The following is a 22,533-nucleotide window of genomic DNA, read 5'->3' on the forward strand; positions in this document are numbered from 1 at the left end:
CGCGTGATGCCGGGACCATTGCTGATGTCACACGCGCCCGGCGTATCGCGACTCAGGGCCGCCATGCCACCGGACACCGCATTAGCTGCACTTGGCCGGAGACGGCGAGTCTTTTGCATAATCGTGCAGATAGGTGAAGATATCGTTCACATCCTTGTCTGAAACTCCCCACTCTCCGGCACACGGAATCGAAGTCTCATTCTTGAATGTATCCGTCCACTCGGCCTGAGTCCGATCAGCCGGACTCAAGTCAGGAGCCTGGGTGCCATTGTGACAGGTTCGACAGTTTTTGCGGTACAGGAATTTCCCCTTGCGGGCATTTCCATCCCCCATGGCAAAGGCCATGGACACGACAAAGACAGTCATCAGAACAGACGCCACAGTCACAGTAAAAGTACGATGCATAATTCCTCCAGAAAACATGTTGGTTCAACACGACAGGGATGCCATTTTTCCGCCGTATCATACGGTCGCATTCATGAACAGTATTCCCTGCTTTTTAGGTATACTTTCTATCGTCGTATACCTATACGGGGTATAGGTGTCAACCAGAAGTCGCAAAAAAAAGGGCACCACAACACAACCGTGCGGTGCTCCCGGGTGATCAGGAAATGAAACGATTTATGAAAAAAGAGAAAAGAGGACGACTACCAGAGGCGGTCACCAAAGGCACGATGAAAGCCGTGTCGGCGAATACGATCCACAGTTTTCTGGATATCATACGGGACAAAACGCATGGTCAGGACACGGGAATCGAGATCGAAGAGGCCGTACTTGGCGCGGTTGTCTCCGTCCCGTGGTTGTCCCACGGACCCGATATTCACCAGATGCCGCATCGCCGGTTCGAGAAGAATGTCACCCTGCGGCAAAGAATATTGTTCCGACGAACTGCCCTGATGGACGTAGCGGACCAGATCGTGCGTGTGCCCGACGAAGCAGACGTCTTCCGCATACCGGGAAAAAACCGCATTCATGTCTTTTTCGTGGGACCACAGATAGTCGCCCACACTGTCCGGCGGGGTTCCGTGGACCAACCGACATCCGAGGACCACTCGGGTCTTGGGCCGGGACACGAGCCATTGATACGCATCTTCGGACAGCATTTCACGGGTCGCACGCAAGGCGTCTGCCGCAGGCTGATTGAATCTCCGGAGGTAATAAATATTGATGAGTCCTTGTTCGTGGTTGCCCATGAGACACTGCACATCGCGTTCACGAAGCAGGTCCACACACTCCTGTGGCTGTGGCCCGTACCCGATCTGATCGCCAAGGGAATACACCCCGTCCACCGTGAACCGGTCCAGGTCGGCAAAAACCGCCTGCAACGCCTCGAAATTGGCATGGATATCCGACATGATGGCAATGCGACTCATGACGCAATCCTATACACTTCACCCACAGACGGCAAGAAACCGGAACACGCGACCAGACCGGATTTCGGCCAACAATCACGGTCATTCACTGAGCACAGGCACAATCCGTTCAAGTGCCCACTCCACCTCTTCCCGGGTGATGACCAGTGGCGGCGCAAATCGGATAATGGTTTCATGGGTCTCCTTGCACAAAAGCCCCGCGTCCTTGAGTCGCTTGCAATACTGCCGTGCGCCCCCAGCGTCCGTGTGAAACTCCACGGCCAGCAACAATCCGCGACCGCGAACATCCTTGATCTTCGGATTGTCGATAGACCGAAGTCCCTTGATGAAAAGCGCACCCATTTCCCGAGCGTTTGCGAGAAGGTTGTCTTCCACAAGCACCTTGAGTGCGGCCCGAGCCACGGCACAGGCCAGCGGATTGCCACCAAAAGTGGACCCATGTTCGCCAGGTTTGAACACCCCGAGCACTTCGGCATTGGAAAGCACGGCTGACACGGGATAGAACCCACCGGACAACGCCTTGCCGATCAGAGTCAGGTCCGCTTCGATACCTTCATGTTCTTCGGCCAACATGGTCCCGGTCCGCCCCAGCCCGGTCTGAATTTCATCGAGAATCAACACCAGCCCGTGCTCGTCGCACATTCGACGAATATCCCTGAGATATCCTTCAGGCGGGATGATGACCCCGGCTTCACCCTGGATTGGTTCCACGAGAAAGGCCACGGTTCGCTCGGTAATCGCGGCTTCAAAGGCTGTCGCGTCACCAAAATCCACCACCTTGAATCCCGGGGTGAACGGGCCGAATCCGGTGGTCGAAACCGGGTCCGTGGAAAACGAGATAATGGAAATGGTCCGGCCATGAAAATTGTTCCGGCACACGATGATTTCCGCTTCGTCCTCGGGAACCCCCTTGACCATGTATCCCCATTTCCGAACCGCCTTGAGCGCGGTTTCCACGGCTTCGGCCCCGGAATTCATGGGCAAGACCGTGTGAGAATGGGTCAGCTCGCACAACTCCTTGTACAACAGGCCAAGCTGGTCGTTACGAAAGGCCCGAGACGTCAGGGTCAGTTTCCTGGCCTGTTCAACCATGGCCCGCAGGATACTCGGATTGCAATGCCCCTGATTCACCGCAGAATACGCGGACAGGCAATCCATGTATTTTTTGCCGTCCACATCCCAGACCCAAACACCTTTTCCCCGTTCAAGCACCACATCGAGTGGTTTGTAATTGTGCGCTCCAAATTCTTCTTCAAGTAGGACATATTGCTCAGATCGCATGGCTCCTCCCGAAATTTTCAGAGATACTTTCAGACTACCCCTCATTGACCATTGCAGCAAGCCAGGAAGAATAGCGTTGGTATTTATTCTTAAAACCGTGTACCTCAAAGCAGGGGAATAACGACATTCGACCAGAGGGAAAAACGACGGATATGTCCAAAAAGACACACAAAAGCATACAACCAGCCACGCCGGGACATTGCCGTGACAAAGGCTTGGATTTCGAAATCGACGATGGCTGCTTCAAGGCCCTGTTCGAATCAAGCAGAGATGGTCTCGTGTACACAAACGCCGAAGATGTCATACTCAAAGTCAACCCGGCCTTTTGTGACATAATCGGCTATTCGGCCAAAGCACTGATCGGCAAGACGCCACAGCACTTCACCCCGCCGGAAAAACGTGAAAGCGAACAGCAACTCGTTCGCCATATGATCCAAAAAAATCAAAAAAGAAAAGAACTTGAAACAGAATGTATCCATGCAGACGGGCACCGTGTTCAAGTCAAAGTTTCCTTCTGGGATTGCGAAAATAATGCCCATCGGCTTGGTGGCACCTGGCGCACCATCCGGGATATTTCGGCCCAGAAAAAAGCGGAACTCGAAGCGGATCAGTCCTTTGAACGATACCGCTTCATGGCGGAAAACACCGATGACGTCATCTGGATGTTAAATCCGGATCTCGTGTATTCCTATGTCAGCCCGTCCGTGGAACGCCTTCGCGGATTCGCCCCTCGAGAACTCATCGGCACCACCTGCACGGAATCCATGACTCCCGCCTCAAAAGCCACGCTCATGGATGCCTATGAAACAGCACGCCGAGAGGCCCTGTCAGGCAATGATTTCACCTTCAGCCGCCTGGAATTGGAAATTTTGTGCAAAGACGGGTCCACGGTCTGGGTAGAGTCTGTCATCAAGACACTCTGGGCCTCCTCCGGTACATGGTTGGGATCAGTGGGATCGTCACGAGATATTACTGACCGTCGGGAAATGGAGGGACGACTCAAAAAGAGTCAGGATGCCGTCCGCGCCCTATTGGATGCCATTACGGAACCCGTAGGATTGTTTGAATTGGAAGGAACAATTCTTGCCGCCAACCAGACACTGGCCGAAATTCTCGGGCGATCCAAGAAAAACGTTATCGGGTGCAATGTCTTTGATTTCATGCCGGAAATGCTGGCAAAGGAAGTTCAGGCGGGCTTTGCCAAAGCCAAAACCGCACAACGTCCCATCGCCAAAGACACGGTCTGGGGAAACCGAATGCTCGAAAGCGTGATCTATCCCGTGGTGGATGACAATGATATCACCACCATTGCCGTTTATGCCCGAGACGTGACCAACACCCGATACGCCGAAGCGGCTCGAAAAAAAATTCAGGAGCAATACCGACTGATTGTGGAAACAGCAAATGAGGGAGTCGTCGGACTGGATACGGATTGGCGGATCACGTATGTCAACGACATCATGGCCAACTTCCTTGGATACGACGCCATTGACATCATTGGCCAACGATACACCCATTTCCTGTTGTCCGAAGAACTGGAAGCCTTCGGCACCCACGCAAAAGAAGTTATGCATGGGAAACGGGATCGATATGAACGCCGATTCATTCGCAAGGATGGCTCCATTGTCTGGGGGCTGGTGTCCGCCTCTCCCTTAAGCTCGGAAAAAGCCGAACACCTCGGGGCATTTGCCATGGTGGCAGACATCACAGAAGTCAAACAGGCCCACCAAAGACTCTTGACCATTCTCGACGGTATCAGCGCCAACATCTATGTCTCGGACTTGGAAACCAATGAAATTCTCTTCATGAACGCCCACATGAAAAACCGTTTTGGTCCGTATGACAAAAATACCCCTTGTCACAAGCACATCTGCGGACGTGACACGGTGTGTGACGACTGCGCCAAGCCCAGAATTCTCAATGAAAAAGGGGAACCACAAGGTCCCGTCATTACCGAACGGTACAAAGACGCCTACAAGGAATGGTCACTCAACTACGACAGGGCTATCGAATGGATTCAGGGAAAATTGGTGCACATGCACATGGGGACGGACATCACGGAACTCAAGACCATGGCCGTCGAACTGGGACACGCCATGGTCGATGCCCGAGCAGCCAGTCTGGCAAAAAACGAATTTCTGGCAAACATGAGCCACGAGATCAGAACCCCGCTCAACGGGGTTCTCGGCATGATGCAGCTCCTCCAGCTCTCCGATCTGGAACCGACCCAAAGAGAATATCTCGATACCGCACTCACTTCCGGCCGCAATCTCTTACAGATTCTCAACGACATTCTGGATTTGTCCAAAGTCGAATCCGGCAAACTGGAATTGGAGGAAAGTGCTTTCGAATTAGGGGAAATGCTTGATTCAGTCATCGGCACCTTTCGGCTCGATGTGGAAGAACGCGGGTTGGATATGGACTGGATCATCGACCCGGATCTGCCCCGACACTTCATGGCAGACAAGGGCCGATTACGCCAAATCCTGTTCAATCTGGTGGGCAACGCCGCCAAATTTACCGATCACGGGTCCATCCGTGTCGAAGCCTACCCACTCATGAACACCCTGACCGAAGACACTCTCAGCATCTTCTTCGAAGTCACTGACACCGGCATCGGCATCCCTCCCCACAAGATAAAGGACGTCTTCGATCCGTTCACCCAGGCGGACGGGTCCACCACCCGCAAATATCAAGGCACGGGTCTCGGACTGGGAATCGTTCACCGACTGGTTTCGCTCATGAACGGCACCTTGCACGTCTCAAGCCGACTCAATGAAGGCACCACCATTCTTTTCACCATCCGGGCCTGTCCGCTGGCCAAACCGATACATTCCGCGGCAATGGCATTAAAGACGATACCGCAGCAAAGGCTGTCCGTTCTGGTCGCAGAAGATGAGCACGTCAATCGGGTGGTAGTCGAGCGGCTTCTCAAGAAATTCGGGCACACGCCTTTCTGTGTGGACAGCGGAGAAAAGGCCATCGAAGCACTTCGAAAAGAACAATTCGACCTCTTTCTCACCGACATACAAATGCCCGGACTGGACGGGGTGGAAACCACCCGGGTCATCCGCGAGGAAATGGACATATCCATCCCGATCATCGCCCTGACAGCCCATGCCATGAAAGGCGATAAACGCCGCTTCATGGAAGCCGGGATGAATGGCTACATTGCCAAGCCGTTTGACATGGAAAAATTGCGAAAGGAGATCAAGCGGGTCATGGCCGAAGCCACCATTCTCACTGATTAAAGAATCGACAGAGAAGCGGCACCGGGTTCATGCTCGAAGGCCTTGCCCACATGGGCGGCAACATCTCCGGCATGAATGAGCATGTCCATGGCCCGGGTCAATTGATCCGGTTTGACCGCCAACAACAACCCACCCGAGGTCTGGGCATCGAACATGAGATCGAAATGAATGGGGTCCAAGCCGTCAGCGACATCCACCTGTGGCAGATAATAATTACGGTTGCAAATCGACCCGGCAGGCAACATTCCCATGGAGGCCATTTCCAACGCCCCCGGCAATAAGGGAACATTCTTCATGCGTAGTTCCAGACGGACCCCGCTGGCCTTGGCCAGCTCCAACATATGTCCACCCAGTCCGAATCCGGTAATATCCGTCGCACCTCGAACGCCCAATTCACGAATGACCTCGCCACCGGCCTTGTTCAGTCGGCCACAGGTCTCATACAACACGGATTCCATCGGTTCATAGCCGGGCATTTCGCCCTTGACCGCCGTGGTCAGCACGCCGGTTCCGATAGGCTTGGTCAAAATCAGTTCATCCCCCGGTTCCACGCCGCGATTGGACGCGAACCGCTCCGGGTCAACCACACCGGAAACAGCCAGACCGAACTTGATTTCGTCATCTTCCACACTATGCCCGCCAGCGGATACGGCTCCAGCCTCATCCACCGCACTCTGTCCACCCTTGAGAATCGCGGTCAGCACCTCAAGTGGCAGTTTCTTTGGCGGAAAACAGACGATGTTCATGGCTGTCCACGGCTCGCCACCCATGGCGTACACATCGGACAGGGCATTGACCGCAGCGATACGGCCGAACTGATAGGGATCATTAACCACAGGGGTAAAGAAATCCACGGTCTGCACCAGAGCCTTGCCAGCGGGAAACGCCACAATGGCAGCGTCCTCATTATCGCCAGGGCCTCCGGCAAGCGTGCGGGTATCGGGTCGAACCTCAAGTCCGGAAAGTGCTATCTCCAGGTCCCCTGGAGCGATCTTGGCCGCTCAACCAGCGGCTTTGACCATGCTGACCAATTTGAATTTCTGCATATGATCCAATTAATTGTTGCGGACTTTCGTCAAAAAATCCGTTGTTGAATATCCTTCAAGCAGGGGCAGACTCACAACCTCGCCACCCGCTTTTGTCACCACATCGGCACCCACAATCGTGTCTACCGGCCAATCGCCACCCTTGACCAACACCTGCGGACGGCAGGCCTTTATCAATTCGAGCGGCGTGGATTCATGAAAAATCACGACAGCGTCCACACAGGACAATCCAGCCAACACAAACGCCCGGTCATCCTGCGGATTCACGGGACGATCGTCCCCTTTGCCAAGCATCTTGACAGACTCGTCCGAGTTCAGCCCCACGATAAGCGAATCGCCCAATGCACGCGCCCTCGTCAAAAGGTCCACATGACCGGAATGCAGGACATCGAAACACCCGTTGGTAAAAACCAGCTTGTGGCCGGGCATGAATGCGGCCTTCCGTTTCAGGAAGGTCCGAATGGACATCAATTTAGGATTTACAGGCAGGCCCACGAGGCGTCACTCCCTTTGTTTTCAATTTGGAGGTGTCATGAAACAGCATCAGTTCAAACCAGTCCATGGCAAAGGCCAAGGCGACTTGCTCATTGTCCAATATCGCCTTTTGCCGCTTTTCGTCTACCTCGACACGGTCGAAAAGCCGCATTTTCGTAATGAACCGCTGAAATTCATCGATCTTGTACATGGCCAGCGTAGCCATATGGCTCATTTTATCGGAAACAGGACGGCCTTCCTGCTTGATCTTGGACAAGATGTACATATAGCGGTCATTGCTCGCGGTGTATTCCTGAAATCCCTGATCATTTTTCCAGGACGCCCCGGTCCACTCATCCTTTTCCAAAAAGCCCCTGCAATGCGGTTCCTTCACAACGAAAAATTGTTCGGCAACCCCACCCTTGCCGTCCGGCTTGGTGGCACGACCCAAAGGATACATGCGACACGCGCCCGGACGATCGTTATAAATACGACAGCCCTTGTCAGTCACAAAGGCGCAGGTCCGGGCCGCATCGTCGGTCATGCGAAACTTGAATATCGGGAAATTCGTGTCAGACGCCCGATGGCCAACCGTGTAGACACGGAGAAAATCAATACTGGACATTTTCAAGGCCGCACGCATCCGCATGATGTCATACGGGGTCAAAACCATGTCCAAGTCACTACAGCAGGCGTTGAAACATTCAATGCCCGGATAACACTTGAAATGATAGGTCTTGCCCTCTTCCAATTCGGGGAGTGAAGCCAAAAATTCCTGGGTCTCGTCAGTGTGCATAATGAGTACTCCGGGGCGAATGCCCTCAGTGTTTCGGCTCACGGGAACGCCCATGAGCCGCAAATGTCCTAGCACTTGCCGACACAGAACGCAAAGCCCCGCCGTTCCTATCGATACCTGACCGATAATGCTGAATATTCAAAAGGGAAAATCTATAGAGAACCCGACGGCGTATTGGACTCATACCACGCCACCAATTGACATAAAGGCACAAAAAAAGGGAGGGACGCACACCGCGCCCCTCCCCCTATACGCGTGAAAACCCGCTTATTGCGTCAACCGTTGCGCCAATTTGACCGCGGCCACGGCATCGGTGGACCATCCAGCCGCACCAATGGCGGTACAGAATTTCTCCGTAACCACCGCCCCGCCGATAATGACTTTGGTTTCAAGACCACGTTCTTCGACCAGTTTGACGGTATCTTCCATCCGCACCATGGTGGTTGTCATGAGCGCGGACAGCCCGATCAAGGCCGCATTATTTGCTTCGGCTGCGGCCACAATGGTTTCAGCGGGAACATCCTTGCCAAGATCAATGACGTCGAATCCGTAATTCTTCAGCATCAGGCAGACGATGTTCTTACCGATATCATGGATATCCCCTTCGACGGTCGCCATGATGACCACCGGCTTGTCCCCGGCCCCACCATCCTCTTCAAGTAACGGTTGCAGTCGCTTGAAAGCTTCCTGCATGGTCTCGGCAGACTGCAACAGTTGCGGCAGAAAATATTCCTTGCTCTCGTACTTGTCGCCCACAACCAAGATACCGGGTATCAACATGTCGTTGACGACCTTCATCGCGGATATCCCGGCCTCAAGTTCGATTTCGACAAGAGCGAGAATACCGTCCTTGTTGCCTTTGACCACGGCGGCCTGGACCGGCGACATATCCCCGGTATCACTATTTTTCTTTGCCGGAGTCGAACCGGATTGTGCGGCCCCGTCCCCCCCGGTCCAATCGGAATATTTCTCGATATATTTTTCGGCCTGAGCGTCCCGGTTGAGCAAAACTTCGGTGGCGTGCAACGCTTCCTGAATCCGTGCGGAATTGGGATTGGCAATGAAGGAACACAATCCCGAGACCATGGACACACTCAGGAAGGTGGAATTCAGCAATTCCCGAGCGGGCAGGCCAAAGGAAATATTGGACAGCCCGATGGTGGTCGGCAACCCCCATTCATCTCGGCAATGCCGCATGACATCCATGGAATGTCGGGCGGCTTCCGGCTTGGATGAAACGGTCAGAGCAAGGGCATCAACCATAATCAAACGCTTTGGTATGCCAAGCTTTTCGGCCTTGGCCAAAAGATCAGCGATCACCTCCAGACGTTCCTTGGCAGTGACCGGCAACTTCTTGCCCACAATGGGCAACAAAATGAACGGTGCGCCGAACAATTTGCACAGCGGGCCGAGCGTTTCCATCTTGCCGGGTTCGCCGGAAATGGAATTGACCAACGGCGATCCCGGATAATTCCACAGCCCGGCTTCGACCGCCTTGGGATCATTCGAGTCAATGGACAACGGCGTGGTAAACCGACCGATCAACGACGTGACCAGTTCAGGTAACAACTCGACTTCATTGACCATGGGCGCGCCCACATTGACATCAAGCACAGGTGCACCCAGCTCGATCTGTTCTGTGGCAAACCGATGCGCTTCCGTGAAAAGGCCTTCCTGCAACTCGGCAATGAGCTGCTTCTTGCCTGTGGGATTGATCCGTTCGCCGATAATCACCCCGGCATGATCGAACCCGATGGGCACGGACACGGCCCGAGAGGTCAGGACCATCTGGGCGGTATCGGTTTTCTGGGGCCGTTTCCACTGCGCATCACCGATCTTGGCCCGAACGGCGCGGATATGATCAGGTGTCGTGCCGCAACACCCGCCAATAAATTTTGCGCCAAGCTCCACGAATCCGGCGGCCTGTTCGGCAAACGGTTCGGGCGGCAACCGGAACGACGTGTTGCCGTCGTCATCCAGTTCAGGCAATCCGGCATTGGCTTCGGCAAAGGTTGGCGTTTCCAGCCGGGATTGCCATGCTCGCAAGGTGTCGTGCATCTGCTCGGGACCAGCGGAACAGTTGGTCCCAATCAATTCCACGCCCATATTCTGCATGGTGTCCACAAAGGTCAGCGGCGAGGTCCCCGTGAGCGACGCCGGCCCTTCAAAGGTCATGGACAGGGCCACCGGCAGATCACAGACCAACCGCGCGGCAATGACCACAGCCCGGGCTTCGGCCAAATCGAAATGCGTTTCACCCAGAATCAGGTCCGCGCCGCCATCGACACAGCCCTTGATCTGTTCCTTGTAGATATCTACCAACTCGCGAAACGTCATGTCTCCGAGCGGCTGCACAAAATGCCCGGTCGGTCCGATGGACGCGGCCACAAACGCGGTGTCCCCGGCCACGTCACGAGCGATTTCGGTCATGGTCTTGTTCAGGGCATACGGGTCCACTTCCCCGTCCAGCTTGCACCGGGAACCGCCAAAGGTATTCGTGGTCAGGACATTGGCACCGGCATCCAGATAATCCTGATGCACGCCCCGGATGACGTCAGGCCGTTCCAGCCCCCACAGCTCGGGCGAAAGCCCGGCCGGAAGGCCCCTGCTTTGCAGTAACGTGCCATAACCGCCGTCAAAGAAATAAATTCTGTCATCATCAAGTATAGACCTGAAATCGGGCACAACATCCTCCGTATAGCCTCCCCCTGAATCGACATATCGACCGGGACAGACATTGTATTCTTATATCAAGATATCTCGATTTAGCGATGAAAACGCGAAAAATCAAGCATTTTTTCTCTGGAAGAAACCGCAGCAATCCGGGGAAAGGCAAGGATTTGCACATGTTCGGCTCTCCCGAAAAACATTGATAAGGAAGAATAAAATCTATAGTGTCCCTTTTTTGCTCTTTATATTAAGTATTGAACAGGGTCCAACAAAAGACCCGCACGAAATAGACAATGACATCACAAAAAACACCGACCGTGGTCGAACCGGAAATTGTGGACTTTGACGAAAAGGACATCAAGACACCGGAGCCGAACGCCGTCCCCATCAATGCCCCGGCCAAGGCCGAAGGGCTGGAGTCCAAACTCCCTGTCTTTGTCCCGCCGACCACGTCCAAAGAGGTCCGGGTCCGAGACCCACTTCAGCTGTACCTCAAGGAAATCGCCCGATTCCCCATGTTGGAGCCGGAAGAAGAATACGCATTGGCCAAACGAGTGCAGGAAGAAAACGACCAGGACGCGGCCTTCAAGCTAGTGTCCTCCCACCTCCGGCTGGTCGTCAAGATCGCCATGGACTTCCAACGACGGTGGATGCAAAACAGCCTGGATCTGATTCAGGAAGGCAATGTTGGTCTGCTCAAGGCCGTGACCAAGTTCGACCCGGAAAAAGGCATCAAGTTTTCCTACTATGCCGCGTTCTGGGTCAAGGCCTACATCCTGAAATACATCATGGACAACTGGCGGATGGTCAAGATCGGGACCACCCAGACCCAGCGAAAATTGTTTTACAACCTGAACAAGGAACGGCAACGGCTTCAGACCATGGGGTTCGACCCCACGACCGAAGTCCTAAGCGAACGGCTGGGCGTCTCCGAACACGAAATCGTGGAAATGGATCAACGGTTGTCCAAAAACGACATGTCGTTGAACACCCCGTTGGGAGATGATTCCGACACCACCAAGATGGACTTTCTGCCATCGTTGGGACCAGGCGTCGAAGAATCCATCGCCAACAACCAGATCGTGGATCTCCTGCTGGACAACATCAAGGCCATTCGCCCCACGCTCAATGAAAAGGAAATCACGATTCTCGATGACAGGCTCTTATCCGAAGACCCCGTAACCTTGCGGGAAATCGGTGAGCATTTCGGCGTCACCAGAGAACGCGTGCGCCAGATCGAAGCCAGATTACTGGTCAAGATCCGCGAACACATGACGGACAAGATCAAGGGATTTTCCAAGGACTGGGTGGTCGAACAGGATTAATCCTGCCAGATCGCTCCAACCGGGATACACGGATGAAATACACGCACCGGACAACTGTACTCGCAACAATGGCAGCCTTTGCGCTGGTCGCACTGGTCGGCCTCTCGGGGTGCGCTCCCCACAAGGCCCCGACTCCCGTGGACCTGCCACTGAGTCAGTCCGCACAACTGAACTACGACTATCTCGTCTATCGAGACCAGATGCAGCGGTTGCAACGGCACATTTCCGAAGGCAAACGGAGCACTCTGACGGCCGAAGAAGCGAACCAGCTCCACAGGACTGCGGTCGAGTCACTTGACCGGATTCTGGCGGTCGAGCCGTCCCCGGAACTCTATCTGGAAAAAGCCGGTCTGTTCTGGAATCACCCGGAAGGCACGAGTCGTTCCCGCGCCACACTCAAGGAAGGCCTGACCCATTTCCCCAATGATCGGATGCTGACCATCTATCTGGCCAATTCCTACATTGCCGATGGTCGACAGGAAGACGCCATCAACGTGATGCATGAATATCTGGCCGTAAAGCCCGACGACATTCAGGCCCGAGAACGATTGGGCCAGATGTACATGGACGCCGGGCAAGACGCCAAAGCGTTGGATATGCTGAAACAGATTCCCGAAAAGAATCGCACAGCAAACACCCTGTCCATCATGGGCCGAGTACAGGGCAATCTTGGTATGCGAAAAGCGGCCATCGCCTCCCTGAAAAAAGCCATCGCCATGGACCCGAAATTCACCGAGGCTCTGGTCGAGCTGGCCTATCAATATGAACTGACCAAAGACTATGTGTCCGCCGAAAAAATCTACACCTCCATTCTGGAACAAAATGGGCCTTTTCCCGAAGCCCGGCTCCGACTCGTCAATCTGAATCTCAAATTGAACAATCCGGCCAAGGCTCTTCAATTGACGCTGGAAGGACCGCCGTCCAAAAGTTTCATTCTGGACGCGGTGCTCATGTTCATCAATAACGGATTCATCGCCCAGGGGTCCACGGCACTCGATCGATTGATCTCGGGCGGCACCATCCCGGCAGAATATTATTTCTACAAAGCGGTCATTGCCGGAGAAGGGGAAAACGACCCCGACAAGGCGTTGGAATACCTCGACAAGGTCAAGGAAACAGACCGACTGTATCCCCACGCCCTGCAATTCAAGGCACAGTTATTCAGCATCCAGGGCAAGCAGGAACAAGCCCTCGAACTGGCTCTCAAGGGAAAGGCTCTCTACCCGGATGCCCCGATCTTCTATGTACTCGAATCCACGCTGCATCGGCAAAACAACGATCTCGATGGCGCGGAACAGGCCCTGACGGAAGGACTTGCCCGGCTGAAAAACGACCCGGAACTGACCTACAAGCTGGCCATGATCTATGAATCGACCGGGAAACGTGAACAGGGACTCGCCCTGATGGAAACCGTGATCCGAGCTCACCCCGACCATTCGGACGCCCTGAATTATGTCGGCTACACCCTGGCCGAAGAGAACCGCGAACTGGATCGGGCCTTGGTACTGGTCACCAAAGCGTCGTCCCTTGACCCGGAAAACGGGTACATCCTCGATTCCGTGGCCTGGGTCCATTTCAAACGTGAAGAATTCGACACGGCCTGGAAATACATCCGCTACGCCGTGGACGTCGTGGACAGCGACCCCACCATCTGGGAACATTACGGGGACATCGCGGCAGCCGCCGGGCATGTCAAAAAAGCGCGCACGGGATATTCCAACGCCCTGAAACTGGGGCACTCAAATCCCTCCGCCATCAAAAAGAAGCTGAATACTCTATGAATCACAAGGCCCTGTTGAAGCCCCTGGCGACATCAGCGGTCGCCCTGCTCCTGATGCTGGCTGTCGGTTGTACGACCAAAACACCGTCCGATATGGGCATGTCCTCTCCGGACATGGTCTGGACCGCGTTCAGGCAACAGTACTGTGTCACTCAGGACACGACGGCCATCAAGGTCACTGCGAGTCTCTATTTCACCCGCGTCGCTCCACGCAAACGGACCAACCGGACACTCATGACCCTGTGGGGCGACACCAACGGTACCATGCGGCTTGATCTGGCCGCGTCCATCGGCACATCGTTGGCCCATATTCGCGAGGACGACAGCGGCCTGCTGGTCTTCTACCCCTCGGACAAGGAGGCGTACACCCATGCCGACCCGGTCCTTGGCGTCACCCGGCTCGGAATGCCGTTTCCCTTTTCCGTGGCTGAACTGGGCAGAGTCCTGACCGGCCAGTTCTCCGATCTGGTGCCCGCACAATACAAATCGGTCGAACAACGTTCCACACCGGACGGAGGCTTCCGCTTCATGATGACCGATCCAGTGGTATCATCCATTTCACTCGACAGGGAAGGCCGTCCAGTCCGCATCACGGGACCACGAGCACACCCGTCCGATCACGCACCTCGATGGGTTCTCGAAATCGATCGATTTGACACCGTGTCCCCTGACTCGGCCCCCCTGCCAGGCAGGATCACTCTGACGTTGAACACCGGGGAGAAGGGCGTCTTGCACATAAAGTCCCGCGAGTTTATACTGACGGCATGGCCTGCGAAATCGCTCGCATTGCCGCTGCCGGAGGGCATTGTTCCCATTCGGCTGGACGCAGGAAATCATGACCAACAAACCGGGGACATCCCCGTGACACACGAGGACAGATGATGGACACAAACACCAAAGATCAAAGCGTCACGGACATTTTTTTGCTCGGGCTGAAGACCTGGGTTGCGGAAGTGAAATGGCTGGTTCGCTCCCGGCTCGGCAGCTTTGAAGTGAGAAGGCTTGAAAAAGAATTGGATCGGGAATATGGGATGCTCGGGCGGATTGCTGAACAGCCCAGAGGTAAAATGGCCGAGAAGGAACTCTGTCTCAAACAGATCGCCTTTCTCAAGGAAGAAATCGAAACGCTGAAAAGCGAACTGGCAGGCGACCGGGAAAAACGCATGAAAGACCTGCATGACACCAACCGTTAAAAGGAACCTGTTGTGAGTAAAACCATAGTCATCGGCTCGGATCATGGCGGCTTCAATTTGAAAGCCCTGATCGTCAAAACCCTCAAGGAATGGGGCTATCAGGTGGAAGATGAGGGGCCGGACTGTCTGGACTCCTGCGATTACCCGCTCTTTGCGGCCAAGGTCTGCGAAAAAATCAAGGCCGACGACACCAAACTCGGCGTTCTCATCTGCGGCACGGGTCAAGGCATGACCATGACCGCCAACCGCATGGGCGTCCGGGCCGCACTCTGCACCAACGAATTTCTCGCTCGCATGGCCCGCGAGCACAACGATGCACGGATTCTCTGTCTCGGAGAACGCGTCACCGGCCAGGGATTGGCCCTGGGCATTCTCAAGGCTTTTCTGGACACGGAATTTGGCGGTGATCGGCACCAGCGGCGCATCGATCTCATCGACACCGTCTCCCAATAACAACTTTTAGAAAGGGTATATCACGATGACACAGATGACGGACAAGACCATCGCCGTGGTCAAGGGATTGATCATGGACGGCGTTGCCAAGGCCAACTCAGGCCACCCGGGCGGCGCAATGTCCTCCTCAGACTATGCCACGATCCTGTTCTCCGAATTCCTGAACACCAACCCGGATGATACCACCTGGTTCAACCGGGACCGGTTCATTTTGGCCGCTGGGCACGAATCCATGCTGCTCTACAGCCTGCTGCACTTGAACGGCCTGCTCTCCATTGATGATCTCAAGGAATTCCGCCAGCTCGGCTCGATCACTCCCGGCCACCCGGAAGTCAACATGACCCCCGGTGTCGAGGCCACATCCGGCCCGCTGGGACAAGGATTCGCCGTTTCCGTCGGATTCGCCGCAGCCGAAGCGCACCTGCGCGCCAAACTCGGCAGCGATGTCATGGACCACTACACCTACGCCCTGTCCTGCGACGGCGACATTCAGGAGCCGGTGGCTCTCGGAGCCGCTTCCCTGGCCGGTCTGTGGGGACTGGGCAAACTCATCGTGTACTATGACTCCAACAAGATCCAGCTCGCCGGCCCCTGTAGCCAGGTGGACTGCATGGACCATCGCAAGGTCTTTGAAGGCATGTGCTGGCAGGTGCTGGAAGTGGACGGACACAATCAGGACGAAATCCGCGCCGCCATCAAGGAAGGTCAGCTCGAAACAAACAAGCCGACCATCATTATCGGACACACCACCATGGCCAAGGGCTGCGCCACCATGGAAGGGAGTCACAAGACCCACGGTTCGCCGCTGTCCGCAGAAGAAATTCTGGCCACCAAGGACAAACTCGGCCTGCCCGCCGACGACTTTTACGTCCCCGAAGACGTGGTCGCCAATTTCCAGTCCCGGTTTGACGATCTGCGCGCAACCGCTGCCGACTGGCAGAACACGGTCGATGCGAAACTGGCTGACGCTGATTTCGCCGCCCTGTGGAAAGAGGTCACCATGCCGCGTTCCGAACGCGTCATCGACTGGCCGGAATTCACTCCCGGCGAAACCATGGCCACTCGCAAGGCCTGGGGTTCCTGCCTGAATGCGGTCATGGACTCCCTGCCGACCCTGGTCGGTGGGTCCGCCGACCTTGATCCGTCCAACCAGACACAGCATTTCCGCGACACCTATGGTGATTTCGCGGTGGATGGCTACGAAGCACGCAACCTCGCCTTTGGTGTCCGGGAATTTCCCATGGCCGCCATCATGAACGGTTTGCAACTGCACGGCGGCCTGATGCCCTTCGGTGCCACATTCCTGACTTTTGCCGACTATTGCCGCAATGCCATCCGCATGTCCGCTCTTCAGGAACTGCCGGTGCTGTATGTGTTCACCCACGATTCCTTCTGGGTGGGCGAAGACGGTCCGACCCATCAGCCCATCGAGCACGTCAGCTCCCTGCGCCTGATCCCGGACCTGATTGACCTGCGGCCCGCCGATGCCATGGAAACAGCCGTCTGTCTCGACATCGCGCTCAAGCAGGAAAAGCACCCATCCACGATCTTCCTGACCCGTCAGGGACTTCCGGTGCTCGACCCCGCCGAGTATCCAGCGGTCGTCGATGGTCCCCGCAAGGGTGGCTATGTGCTCAAGGATTGCGAAGGCACTCCCGACCTCATCCTGATCGGATCGGGTTCGGAAGTCGCTCTGTGTCTGGAAACAGCCAAGTTGCTCAAGCGCAACGTCCGCGTGGTATCCATGCCTTCGACCAAACTATTTGACGATCAGCCCGAATCGTATAAAAATGCAGTGCTGCCCGCAGATGTCACGGCCCGAGCCGCGGCAGAAGCCGGTCGCACCCCCTTGTGGCACAAATACGTCGGTTTAAACGGCGTCGTCCTCGGCCTGGACCATTTCGGTGCCAGTGCCCCCGGCAAAGTCCTGTCTGACAAATACGGGTTCACCCCGGAAAACTTTGCCCGAATGATTCGAGAGAAATACTAGGAGTATCAGATGGAAGCCCCACAAAAAAACCTCGCATTGGACCTGGTCCGTGTCACCGAGGCCGCAGCACTGTCCTGTGCCCGCTGGCTTGGTAAAGGTGACAAGATCGCTGCTGACCAAGCGGCTGTCGATGCCATGCGCCTTTGTTTCAATACATTGGAAATCGAAGGCCGTGTGATGATCGGCGAAGGCGAAAAAGACGATGCGCCCATGCTCTATGCCGGTGAAAAACTCGGCCTGGGCCATGGTCCCAAAGTCGATATCGCCGTTGACCCGTTGGAAGGCACCAACCTGCTCGCCAATGGCCGTCCCAACGCCATTGCCGTTGTCGGTGTCGCCCCAGCCGGAGCCATGTTCGATCCAGGCCCGAGTTACTACATGCAGAAACTCGTTGTGCCCTCACAGGCAAAAGATGTCGTGGATATCGAAGCCCCGACCGGCCACAACCTGAAGCTCATCGCTCGCGCGTTGGACAAGGATGTGGACGATCTGGTGGTCTTCGTGCTGGACAAACCCCGTCACAAAAAACTGATTTCCGACATCCGCGAAGCTGGTGCACGCATTCAGTTGCACACTGACGGCGATATCACGGGTTCGCTCATGGCCATTGACCCGCGCTGCGAAGTCGATGTCATGATGGGAACCGGCGGCACCCCCGAAGGCGTGCTTTCGGCCATTGCCATCCGTATCATGGGTGGAGAGATGTTCGCCAAGCTCGACCCGCAGAAACAAACGGAAAAGAACGCCCTGGCCGAATTCGGCATGGATGTTCGCCGCGTGCTCACTGTGTCCGATCTGGTCAAATCCGAAGACCTGTTCTTCGCAGCCACCGGTATTTCCGGCGGCACCTTCCTCAAAGGCGTGACCTATCACGGTCACGGTGCCGAGACCTCTTCACTGGTCATGCGCGGCAAGACCGGCACGATCCGCTACGTTGAAGCGATTCACAATTGGGAAACGCTCATGCAAATCAGTTCCGTGGAATACGACTAGTCCACACGAAACACTGCCTTTCAAGCCCGGAACGCACACTGCGTTCCGGGCTTTTTCATGCCATGATTTTGAGTGATCGGGAATTGTATGCTATTCGTATAGGCAGGAGGGAAAGTGCCATGTCGCACAACAAACGCCGCAGCACCCGAGTTTCAGCCGATTTCGAAGCCTATGTCTCCATCGATGACGTGGTCATCCCGGTCGCCACACGAAATATCAGCCTCAAGGGCGCACTGCTCACAGGATGCGAAGACTGCAATCCCGGAACCCGGTGCGAACTTCATCTTCCCCTATCCCCCGGTGTTCGCATCGTGATCGATGGTGAAATAGTCCGACAAGGCACCACCGAATCCGCCATGCGTTTCACGGAAATGGATGACCTGAGTTTCACCTTTCTCCATCGATTGGTCACGCTCAATGCGGAACAACCAGACGAGATCGACGACGAACTCCTGCAAATTTTTGAAGAGAAATAATTCGAAGGTCAGTCCTTCTGAGCCGGAGCCGGACGAGTCTGTCCGCTTTTACCCAAAATCAACGTGCCAAAGACAATGAGGGAACCGCCGAGCACGGTCCACACATCTGGAATTTCACCCAGAAACATGAATCCCCAGACAACCGCAAACACGATCTCCAGACACGAAATGCCACAAATCTTGGCGGCGGATTCAATGGCGTACCCCCGGGTCATGTAATATTGCCCGGCGTTCATGAACACGGCCACCCCCAGAATCATGCACCACTCCGTCAAGGATGGCATAACCCAATCGCTCGAAAAAAGCGGGGCGAGCATGGCAATAAAAAGTGGGGGATAAAACATGACAACCGCAGGGTGTTCGGTTTTTGCCAGACTCCGCACCGTCAGGATAGCCAACGATGTCAGCAACACGGCGAGCAACGCCACACCGAGCAGAAAGGGGTCCATGGCCGAACCGGTTCCAAACAGGAATCCCGGACGACACACCACCGCCACTCCAGCCAGCGAAATCAGGACGGCGACCATCCCGCCCTTGGAGACACGCTCTCGCAAAACCAACCAGCCCAGCAGGGCCACCACGATCGGATGGGAAAATAACAGCACCAATGCATCGGCCAACGGCAAATGCACGATGGTATAAAACTCGGCGAGCATGGATGCGAAACCGAGGAATCCTCGCATGAGCAACACGAACTTTCGCGTGCCGAACACGCCGATCCCGGCCTTGCGCAGGATGTACCAGCACAGCACCACACCAATGATACCCCGCACGAAAAGGATCTCTGAGGTTGGCACCCGTATTCCCGCCAATTTGACGGACAACGAACCCAGAGAAAAAAGGAAGGTACCAATGAGCATGTACCGCATACCCGGAGTCAAGAAGTTCATGGGGCGGAGAGTAGGCATTTCGGCAATCATGTCAAGAAGATTAGACATATAGAGACACCGTTGCCCCAAAAAAAACCCACCCCTTTTCCGGGCGGGACAAATTGAAAAATAAAGAAAATCAGCTGGACAGGCTGGCTAGACCATCTGGCTGGTAAACTGCGGTTCAGCAAATGACGGCTGGGCCTGATACGCGGCCACGGCGGACTCGCGATTGGCTGCGGTGGGATTGAATTTCGATTCGAGCGTGCTGGATAAATCCTGAAGTTCAGCAATCTGATCCAACTCGCCCTTGAGTTCATCAAGCACGGCGGTGAGCGACGCATCGGCCTCACTGGTCGCCGAAATCGGCGGTAATCCCTGCACCACAAGCCGTTGTGTCTGATCCTGTGTGGTACTCGGTCCATCCTGCGGCGGAGCGTCTGCCACGAAAAAGACTTCATTCTTGCCGTTGTCGAAAAATGTATTGGCCGCGTCATTGATTCCGCTGTTGAACCGCGAAATGGCCGCGTCACCGGCAGCATACCCAAAATTTCGGTCAATAAACTGCAAGGTATTCAGCAACCCCGTGCCCACGGTCTCTTCAGACACCTCTGAAGACGTGGCTTGAAGCACCATGCCTGATGCAGCAGCAGCGGTTTCATCACCAAACCGTTCGCGAATCCAGTCCATGGCGGAAGCAAGTGAATCCCGGAATTCCGACGAATCCTTGGGCTGCCCGTCTTCACCGTCAACTTCGCCCATGCGACGAATGACCTCGTTGGCAAAGACTGATCCAAGCGAATCCGAACCGCCGGAGATGCCGCCAGTCTGCCCCTGCGCCATGGCAGAAGGCTTCCGGACCAATTGCACGCCCACGGTTGCAGTATTGATATGCGCCATCTGGCCGAGCCGCATCGAAGGCTGCGTCTCAAGCAAAGCAGCGGCAGCACCAAGGTTTTCCCCTTGGTTTTGTCTGGCCTGCAATTTTTGCATGAAGGCATGGTTGAGATGCGCGGCTTGAATCTGCATACATTTCTTATCGGACACTGAATCCATATCTTTATGGACAAAATGTATTTTTTTTCAGTCCGCGTTGTCCTCACCCACAAAAAAACCGCCTTGAAGCTGTATGCTTCAAGGCGGTCCGTTTTTTTCAAAATGATGAACCGGTCACCGTGCTTGGCACCCGGTCCCTGAACACAGGCTACTCGTCAAAAAAGCTCCCACCGAGAACGGGACCGTAGTAGATACCGTCGTCGCCAAGTTCCTCTTCAATCCGCAGCAACTGGTTGTATTTCTCCAACCGGTCGGAACGGCACAAGGAGCCTGTCTTGATCTGTCCGGCGTTCACGCCAACAGCCAGATCGGCGATAAAATGGTCGCCGGTCTCACCGGAACGATGGGACACGACATTGGCATAGCTGGCGCATTTGGCAAGCTCAATGGTGTCCAGCGTCTCGGTCACTGTCCCGATCTGGTTCAATTTGATGAGAATGGAGTTGCACACGCCCCGATCAATACCCTCGGCCAGGATGTCGGCGTTGGTGACAAACAAATCGTCACCCACAAGCTGCACACGCTCACCCATCTTTTCCGTCTGGAGTTCAAATCCATCCCAATCTGATTCCGCAAACCCATCTTCGATGGAAATAAGCGGGAACTTGGAGGTCAGGTCATCATAAAAGTCGACCAGTTCAGCGGACGAGAAGGTCTTGCCTTCTCCGGCCAAGACATATTTGCCGTCCTTGTAAAATTCGGACGCTGCGGCATCAATGGCAAAACCGATCTGCCGACCAGGTTCATACCCTGCGGCTTCACAGGCGCGGGTAATGTACTGGAAGGCTTCGGCGTGGGATTTCAGGTTCGGAGCGAATCCACCTTCATCGCCCACGGAGGTCACATGACCGTCCTTGGCCAAAATGCTCTTCAGGGAATGGAAAACCTCGGCCCCCATGCGCAGGGATTCCGCAAAGGTCTCCGCACCCACGGGCATGATCATGAATTCCTGGATATCCAGGTTGTTCGGAGCATGTTCGCCACCGTTGATGATGTTCATCATCGGGACAGGCAACAACTTGGCGTTCATGCCGCCAATGTGCTGATACAAGGGCAATCCCAGAAAACGGGCACCGGCACGAGCGACGGCCATGGAGACGCCGAGCATGGCGTTGGCACCCAGGCGGTCCTTGTTGTCCGTGCCATCGAGGTCGATCAGCGCATAGTCAAGCGTCACCTGACGGACCGCGTCCATGCCGATGATCGCCCCGGCGATTTCGCCACGCACGTTTTCAACGGCCTGCTGCACGCCTTTGCCGTTGTATCGATCTTCCTTGTCACGCAACTCAAGCGCTTCACGGGTTCCGGTCGATGCGCCCGAAGGCACGGCTGCCCGGCCAATGACGCCGGATTCCAACAAAACTTCGCATTCGATGGTAGGGTTACCGCGAGAATCAAGAATTTCACGCGCCCAAACGCCGACGATGGTACTCATGGGAGTCTCCTTCTATGATTGATGAAAAAAATAAACGTCTTGATGTGCGGGATTCTAGATGAATTCCCCGCA

Annotated in this window: 19 protein-coding genes; 9 read left to right on the forward strand and 10 right to left on the reverse strand. The window is 55.1% G+C overall.

Going from position 1 to position 22,533, the window contains the following annotated elements; translation table 11 throughout:
* Positions 1 to 81: 81 nt before the first annotated feature.
* The 3 genes from GO013_RS13770 to rocD all read right to left on the reverse strand — a co-directional run bounded on the left by GO013_RS13770 (position 82) and on the right by rocD (position 2,654).
* Positions 82 to 405: a cytochrome c gene (locus GO013_RS13770; protein WP_163812078.1), complete on the reverse strand. Its 324-nt coding sequence runs from the start codon at positions 403 to 405 to the stop codon at positions 82 to 84.
* A gap of 242 nt (positions 406 to 647) precedes the next feature.
* Positions 648 to 1,373 (reverse strand): metallophosphoesterase, encoded by a 726-nt coding sequence (locus tag GO013_RS13775; protein WP_163812080.1) that lies wholly within the window; start codon positions 1,371 to 1,373, stop codon positions 648 to 650.
* Between the two features lie 81 nt (positions 1,374 to 1,454).
* Complete coding sequence (gene rocD / locus GO013_RS13780; RefSeq protein WP_163812082.1) at positions 1,455 to 2,654, reverse strand: ornithine--oxo-acid transaminase; 1,200 nt, start codon at positions 2,652 to 2,654, stop codon at positions 1,455 to 1,457.
* Between the two features lie 152 nt (positions 2,655 to 2,806).
* On the opposite strand from rocD, the gene GO013_RS13785 reads away from it, so the two are divergent.
* Positions 2,807 to 5,905, forward strand: a complete 3,099-nt coding sequence (locus tag GO013_RS13785; protein ID WP_163812084.1) for a PAS domain S-box protein — start codon at positions 2,807 to 2,809, stop codon at positions 5,903 to 5,905.
* Here GO013_RS13785 and selD read toward each other — a convergent pair.
* The 4 genes from selD to GO013_RS13805 form a co-directional block, all read right to left on the reverse strand.
* Complete coding sequence (gene selD, locus GO013_RS13790; protein ID WP_163812086.1) at positions 5,902 to 6,951, reverse strand: selenide, water dikinase SelD; 1,050 nt, start codon at positions 6,949 to 6,951, stop codon at positions 5,902 to 5,904. The genes GO013_RS13785 and selD overlap by 4 nt on opposite strands.
* A gap of 9 nt (positions 6,952 to 6,960) precedes the next feature.
* Positions 6,961 to 7,446, reverse strand: coding sequence for a D-glycero-beta-D-manno-heptose 1-phosphate adenylyltransferase (rfaE2, locus tag GO013_RS13795; protein WP_343219573.1), 486 nt, complete (start codon positions 7,444 to 7,446; stop codon positions 6,961 to 6,963).
* The gene (locus GO013_RS13800; RefSeq protein ID WP_163812087.1) at positions 7,424 to 8,221 is read right to left on the reverse strand and encodes a YkgJ family cysteine cluster protein; all 798 of its coding nucleotides are present in this window, start codon (positions 8,219 to 8,221) and stop codon (positions 7,424 to 7,426) included. Before GO013_RS13800 ends, rfaE2 begins: the two co-directional genes overlap by 23 nt.
* A gap of 267 nt (positions 8,222 to 8,488) precedes the next feature.
* Positions 8,489 to 10,906, reverse strand: a complete 2,418-nt coding sequence (locus GO013_RS13805) for a homocysteine S-methyltransferase family protein (RefSeq protein WP_163812089.1) — start codon at positions 10,904 to 10,906, stop codon at positions 8,489 to 8,491.
* Between the two features lie 278 nt (positions 10,907 to 11,184).
* On the opposite strand from GO013_RS13805, the gene GO013_RS13810 reads away from it, so the two are divergent.
* From GO013_RS13810 to GO013_RS13845, 8 genes are all read left to right on the forward strand, one after another.
* Complete coding sequence (locus GO013_RS13810) at positions 11,185 to 12,216, forward strand: RNA polymerase factor sigma-32 (protein ID WP_163812091.1); 1,032 nt, start codon at positions 11,185 to 11,187, stop codon at positions 12,214 to 12,216.
* 32 nt (positions 12,217 to 12,248) lie between these two features.
* Positions 12,249 to 13,997: a tetratricopeptide repeat protein gene (locus GO013_RS13815; protein WP_163812093.1), complete on the forward strand. Its 1,749-nt coding sequence runs from the start codon at positions 12,249 to 12,251 to the stop codon at positions 13,995 to 13,997.
* Positions 13,994 to 14,878 (forward strand): hypothetical protein, encoded by an 885-nt coding sequence (locus GO013_RS13820; RefSeq protein ID WP_163812095.1) that lies wholly within the window; start codon positions 13,994 to 13,996, stop codon positions 14,876 to 14,878. The genes GO013_RS13815 and GO013_RS13820 overlap by 4 nt, the downstream gene beginning before the upstream one ends.
* On the forward strand, positions 14,875 to 15,189 hold the full coding sequence (locus tag GO013_RS13825) for a hypothetical protein (RefSeq protein WP_239057875.1): 315 nt from the start codon (positions 14,875 to 14,877) through the stop codon (positions 15,187 to 15,189). The genes GO013_RS13820 and GO013_RS13825 overlap by 4 nt, the downstream gene beginning before the upstream one ends.
* 12 nt (positions 15,190 to 15,201) lie before the next feature.
* On the forward strand, positions 15,202 to 15,642 hold the full coding sequence (rpiB, locus tag GO013_RS13830) for a ribose 5-phosphate isomerase B (protein WP_163812097.1): 441 nt from the start codon (positions 15,202 to 15,204) through the stop codon (positions 15,640 to 15,642).
* 25 nt (positions 15,643 to 15,667) lie between these two features.
* Positions 15,668 to 17,632: a transketolase gene (gene tkt, locus GO013_RS13835; RefSeq protein ID WP_163812098.1), complete on the forward strand. Its 1,965-nt coding sequence runs from the start codon at positions 15,668 to 15,670 to the stop codon at positions 17,630 to 17,632.
* Between the two features lie 9 nt (positions 17,633 to 17,641).
* Positions 17,642 to 18,625, forward strand: coding sequence for a class II fructose-bisphosphatase (gene glpX, locus GO013_RS13840; protein WP_163812100.1), 984 nt, complete (start codon positions 17,642 to 17,644; stop codon positions 18,623 to 18,625).
* Between the two features lie 119 nt (positions 18,626 to 18,744).
* Positions 18,745 to 19,101 (forward strand): PilZ domain-containing protein, encoded by a 357-nt coding sequence (locus tag GO013_RS13845; RefSeq protein WP_163812102.1) that lies wholly within the window; start codon positions 18,745 to 18,747, stop codon positions 19,099 to 19,101.
* A gap of 8 nt (positions 19,102 to 19,109) precedes the next feature.
* Here the strand turns inward: GO013_RS13845 and GO013_RS13850 are convergent, their stop codons facing one another.
* From GO013_RS13850 to eno, 3 genes are all read right to left on the reverse strand, one after another.
* Positions 19,110 to 20,039, reverse strand: coding sequence for a DMT family transporter (locus GO013_RS13850; protein ID WP_239057876.1), 930 nt, complete (start codon positions 20,037 to 20,039; stop codon positions 19,110 to 19,112).
* Positions 20,040 to 20,126: 87 nt separating this feature from the next.
* Entirely contained in the window at positions 20,127 to 21,017 is an 891-nt protein-coding gene (locus tag GO013_RS13855; protein WP_163812104.1) for a hypothetical protein, read from the reverse strand.
* Positions 21,018 to 21,174: 157 nt separating this feature from the next.
* On the reverse strand, positions 21,175 to 22,461 hold the full coding sequence (gene eno, locus GO013_RS13860) for a phosphopyruvate hydratase (protein WP_163812106.1): 1,287 nt from the start codon (positions 22,459 to 22,461) through the stop codon (positions 21,175 to 21,177).
* Positions 22,462 to 22,533 lie beyond the last annotated feature (72 nt).

Origin of the sequence: Pseudodesulfovibrio sp. JC047, assembly GCF_010468615.1 — a bacterium.
GTDB lineage: Bacteria > Desulfobacterota > Desulfovibrionia > Desulfovibrionales > Desulfovibrionaceae > Pseudodesulfovibrio.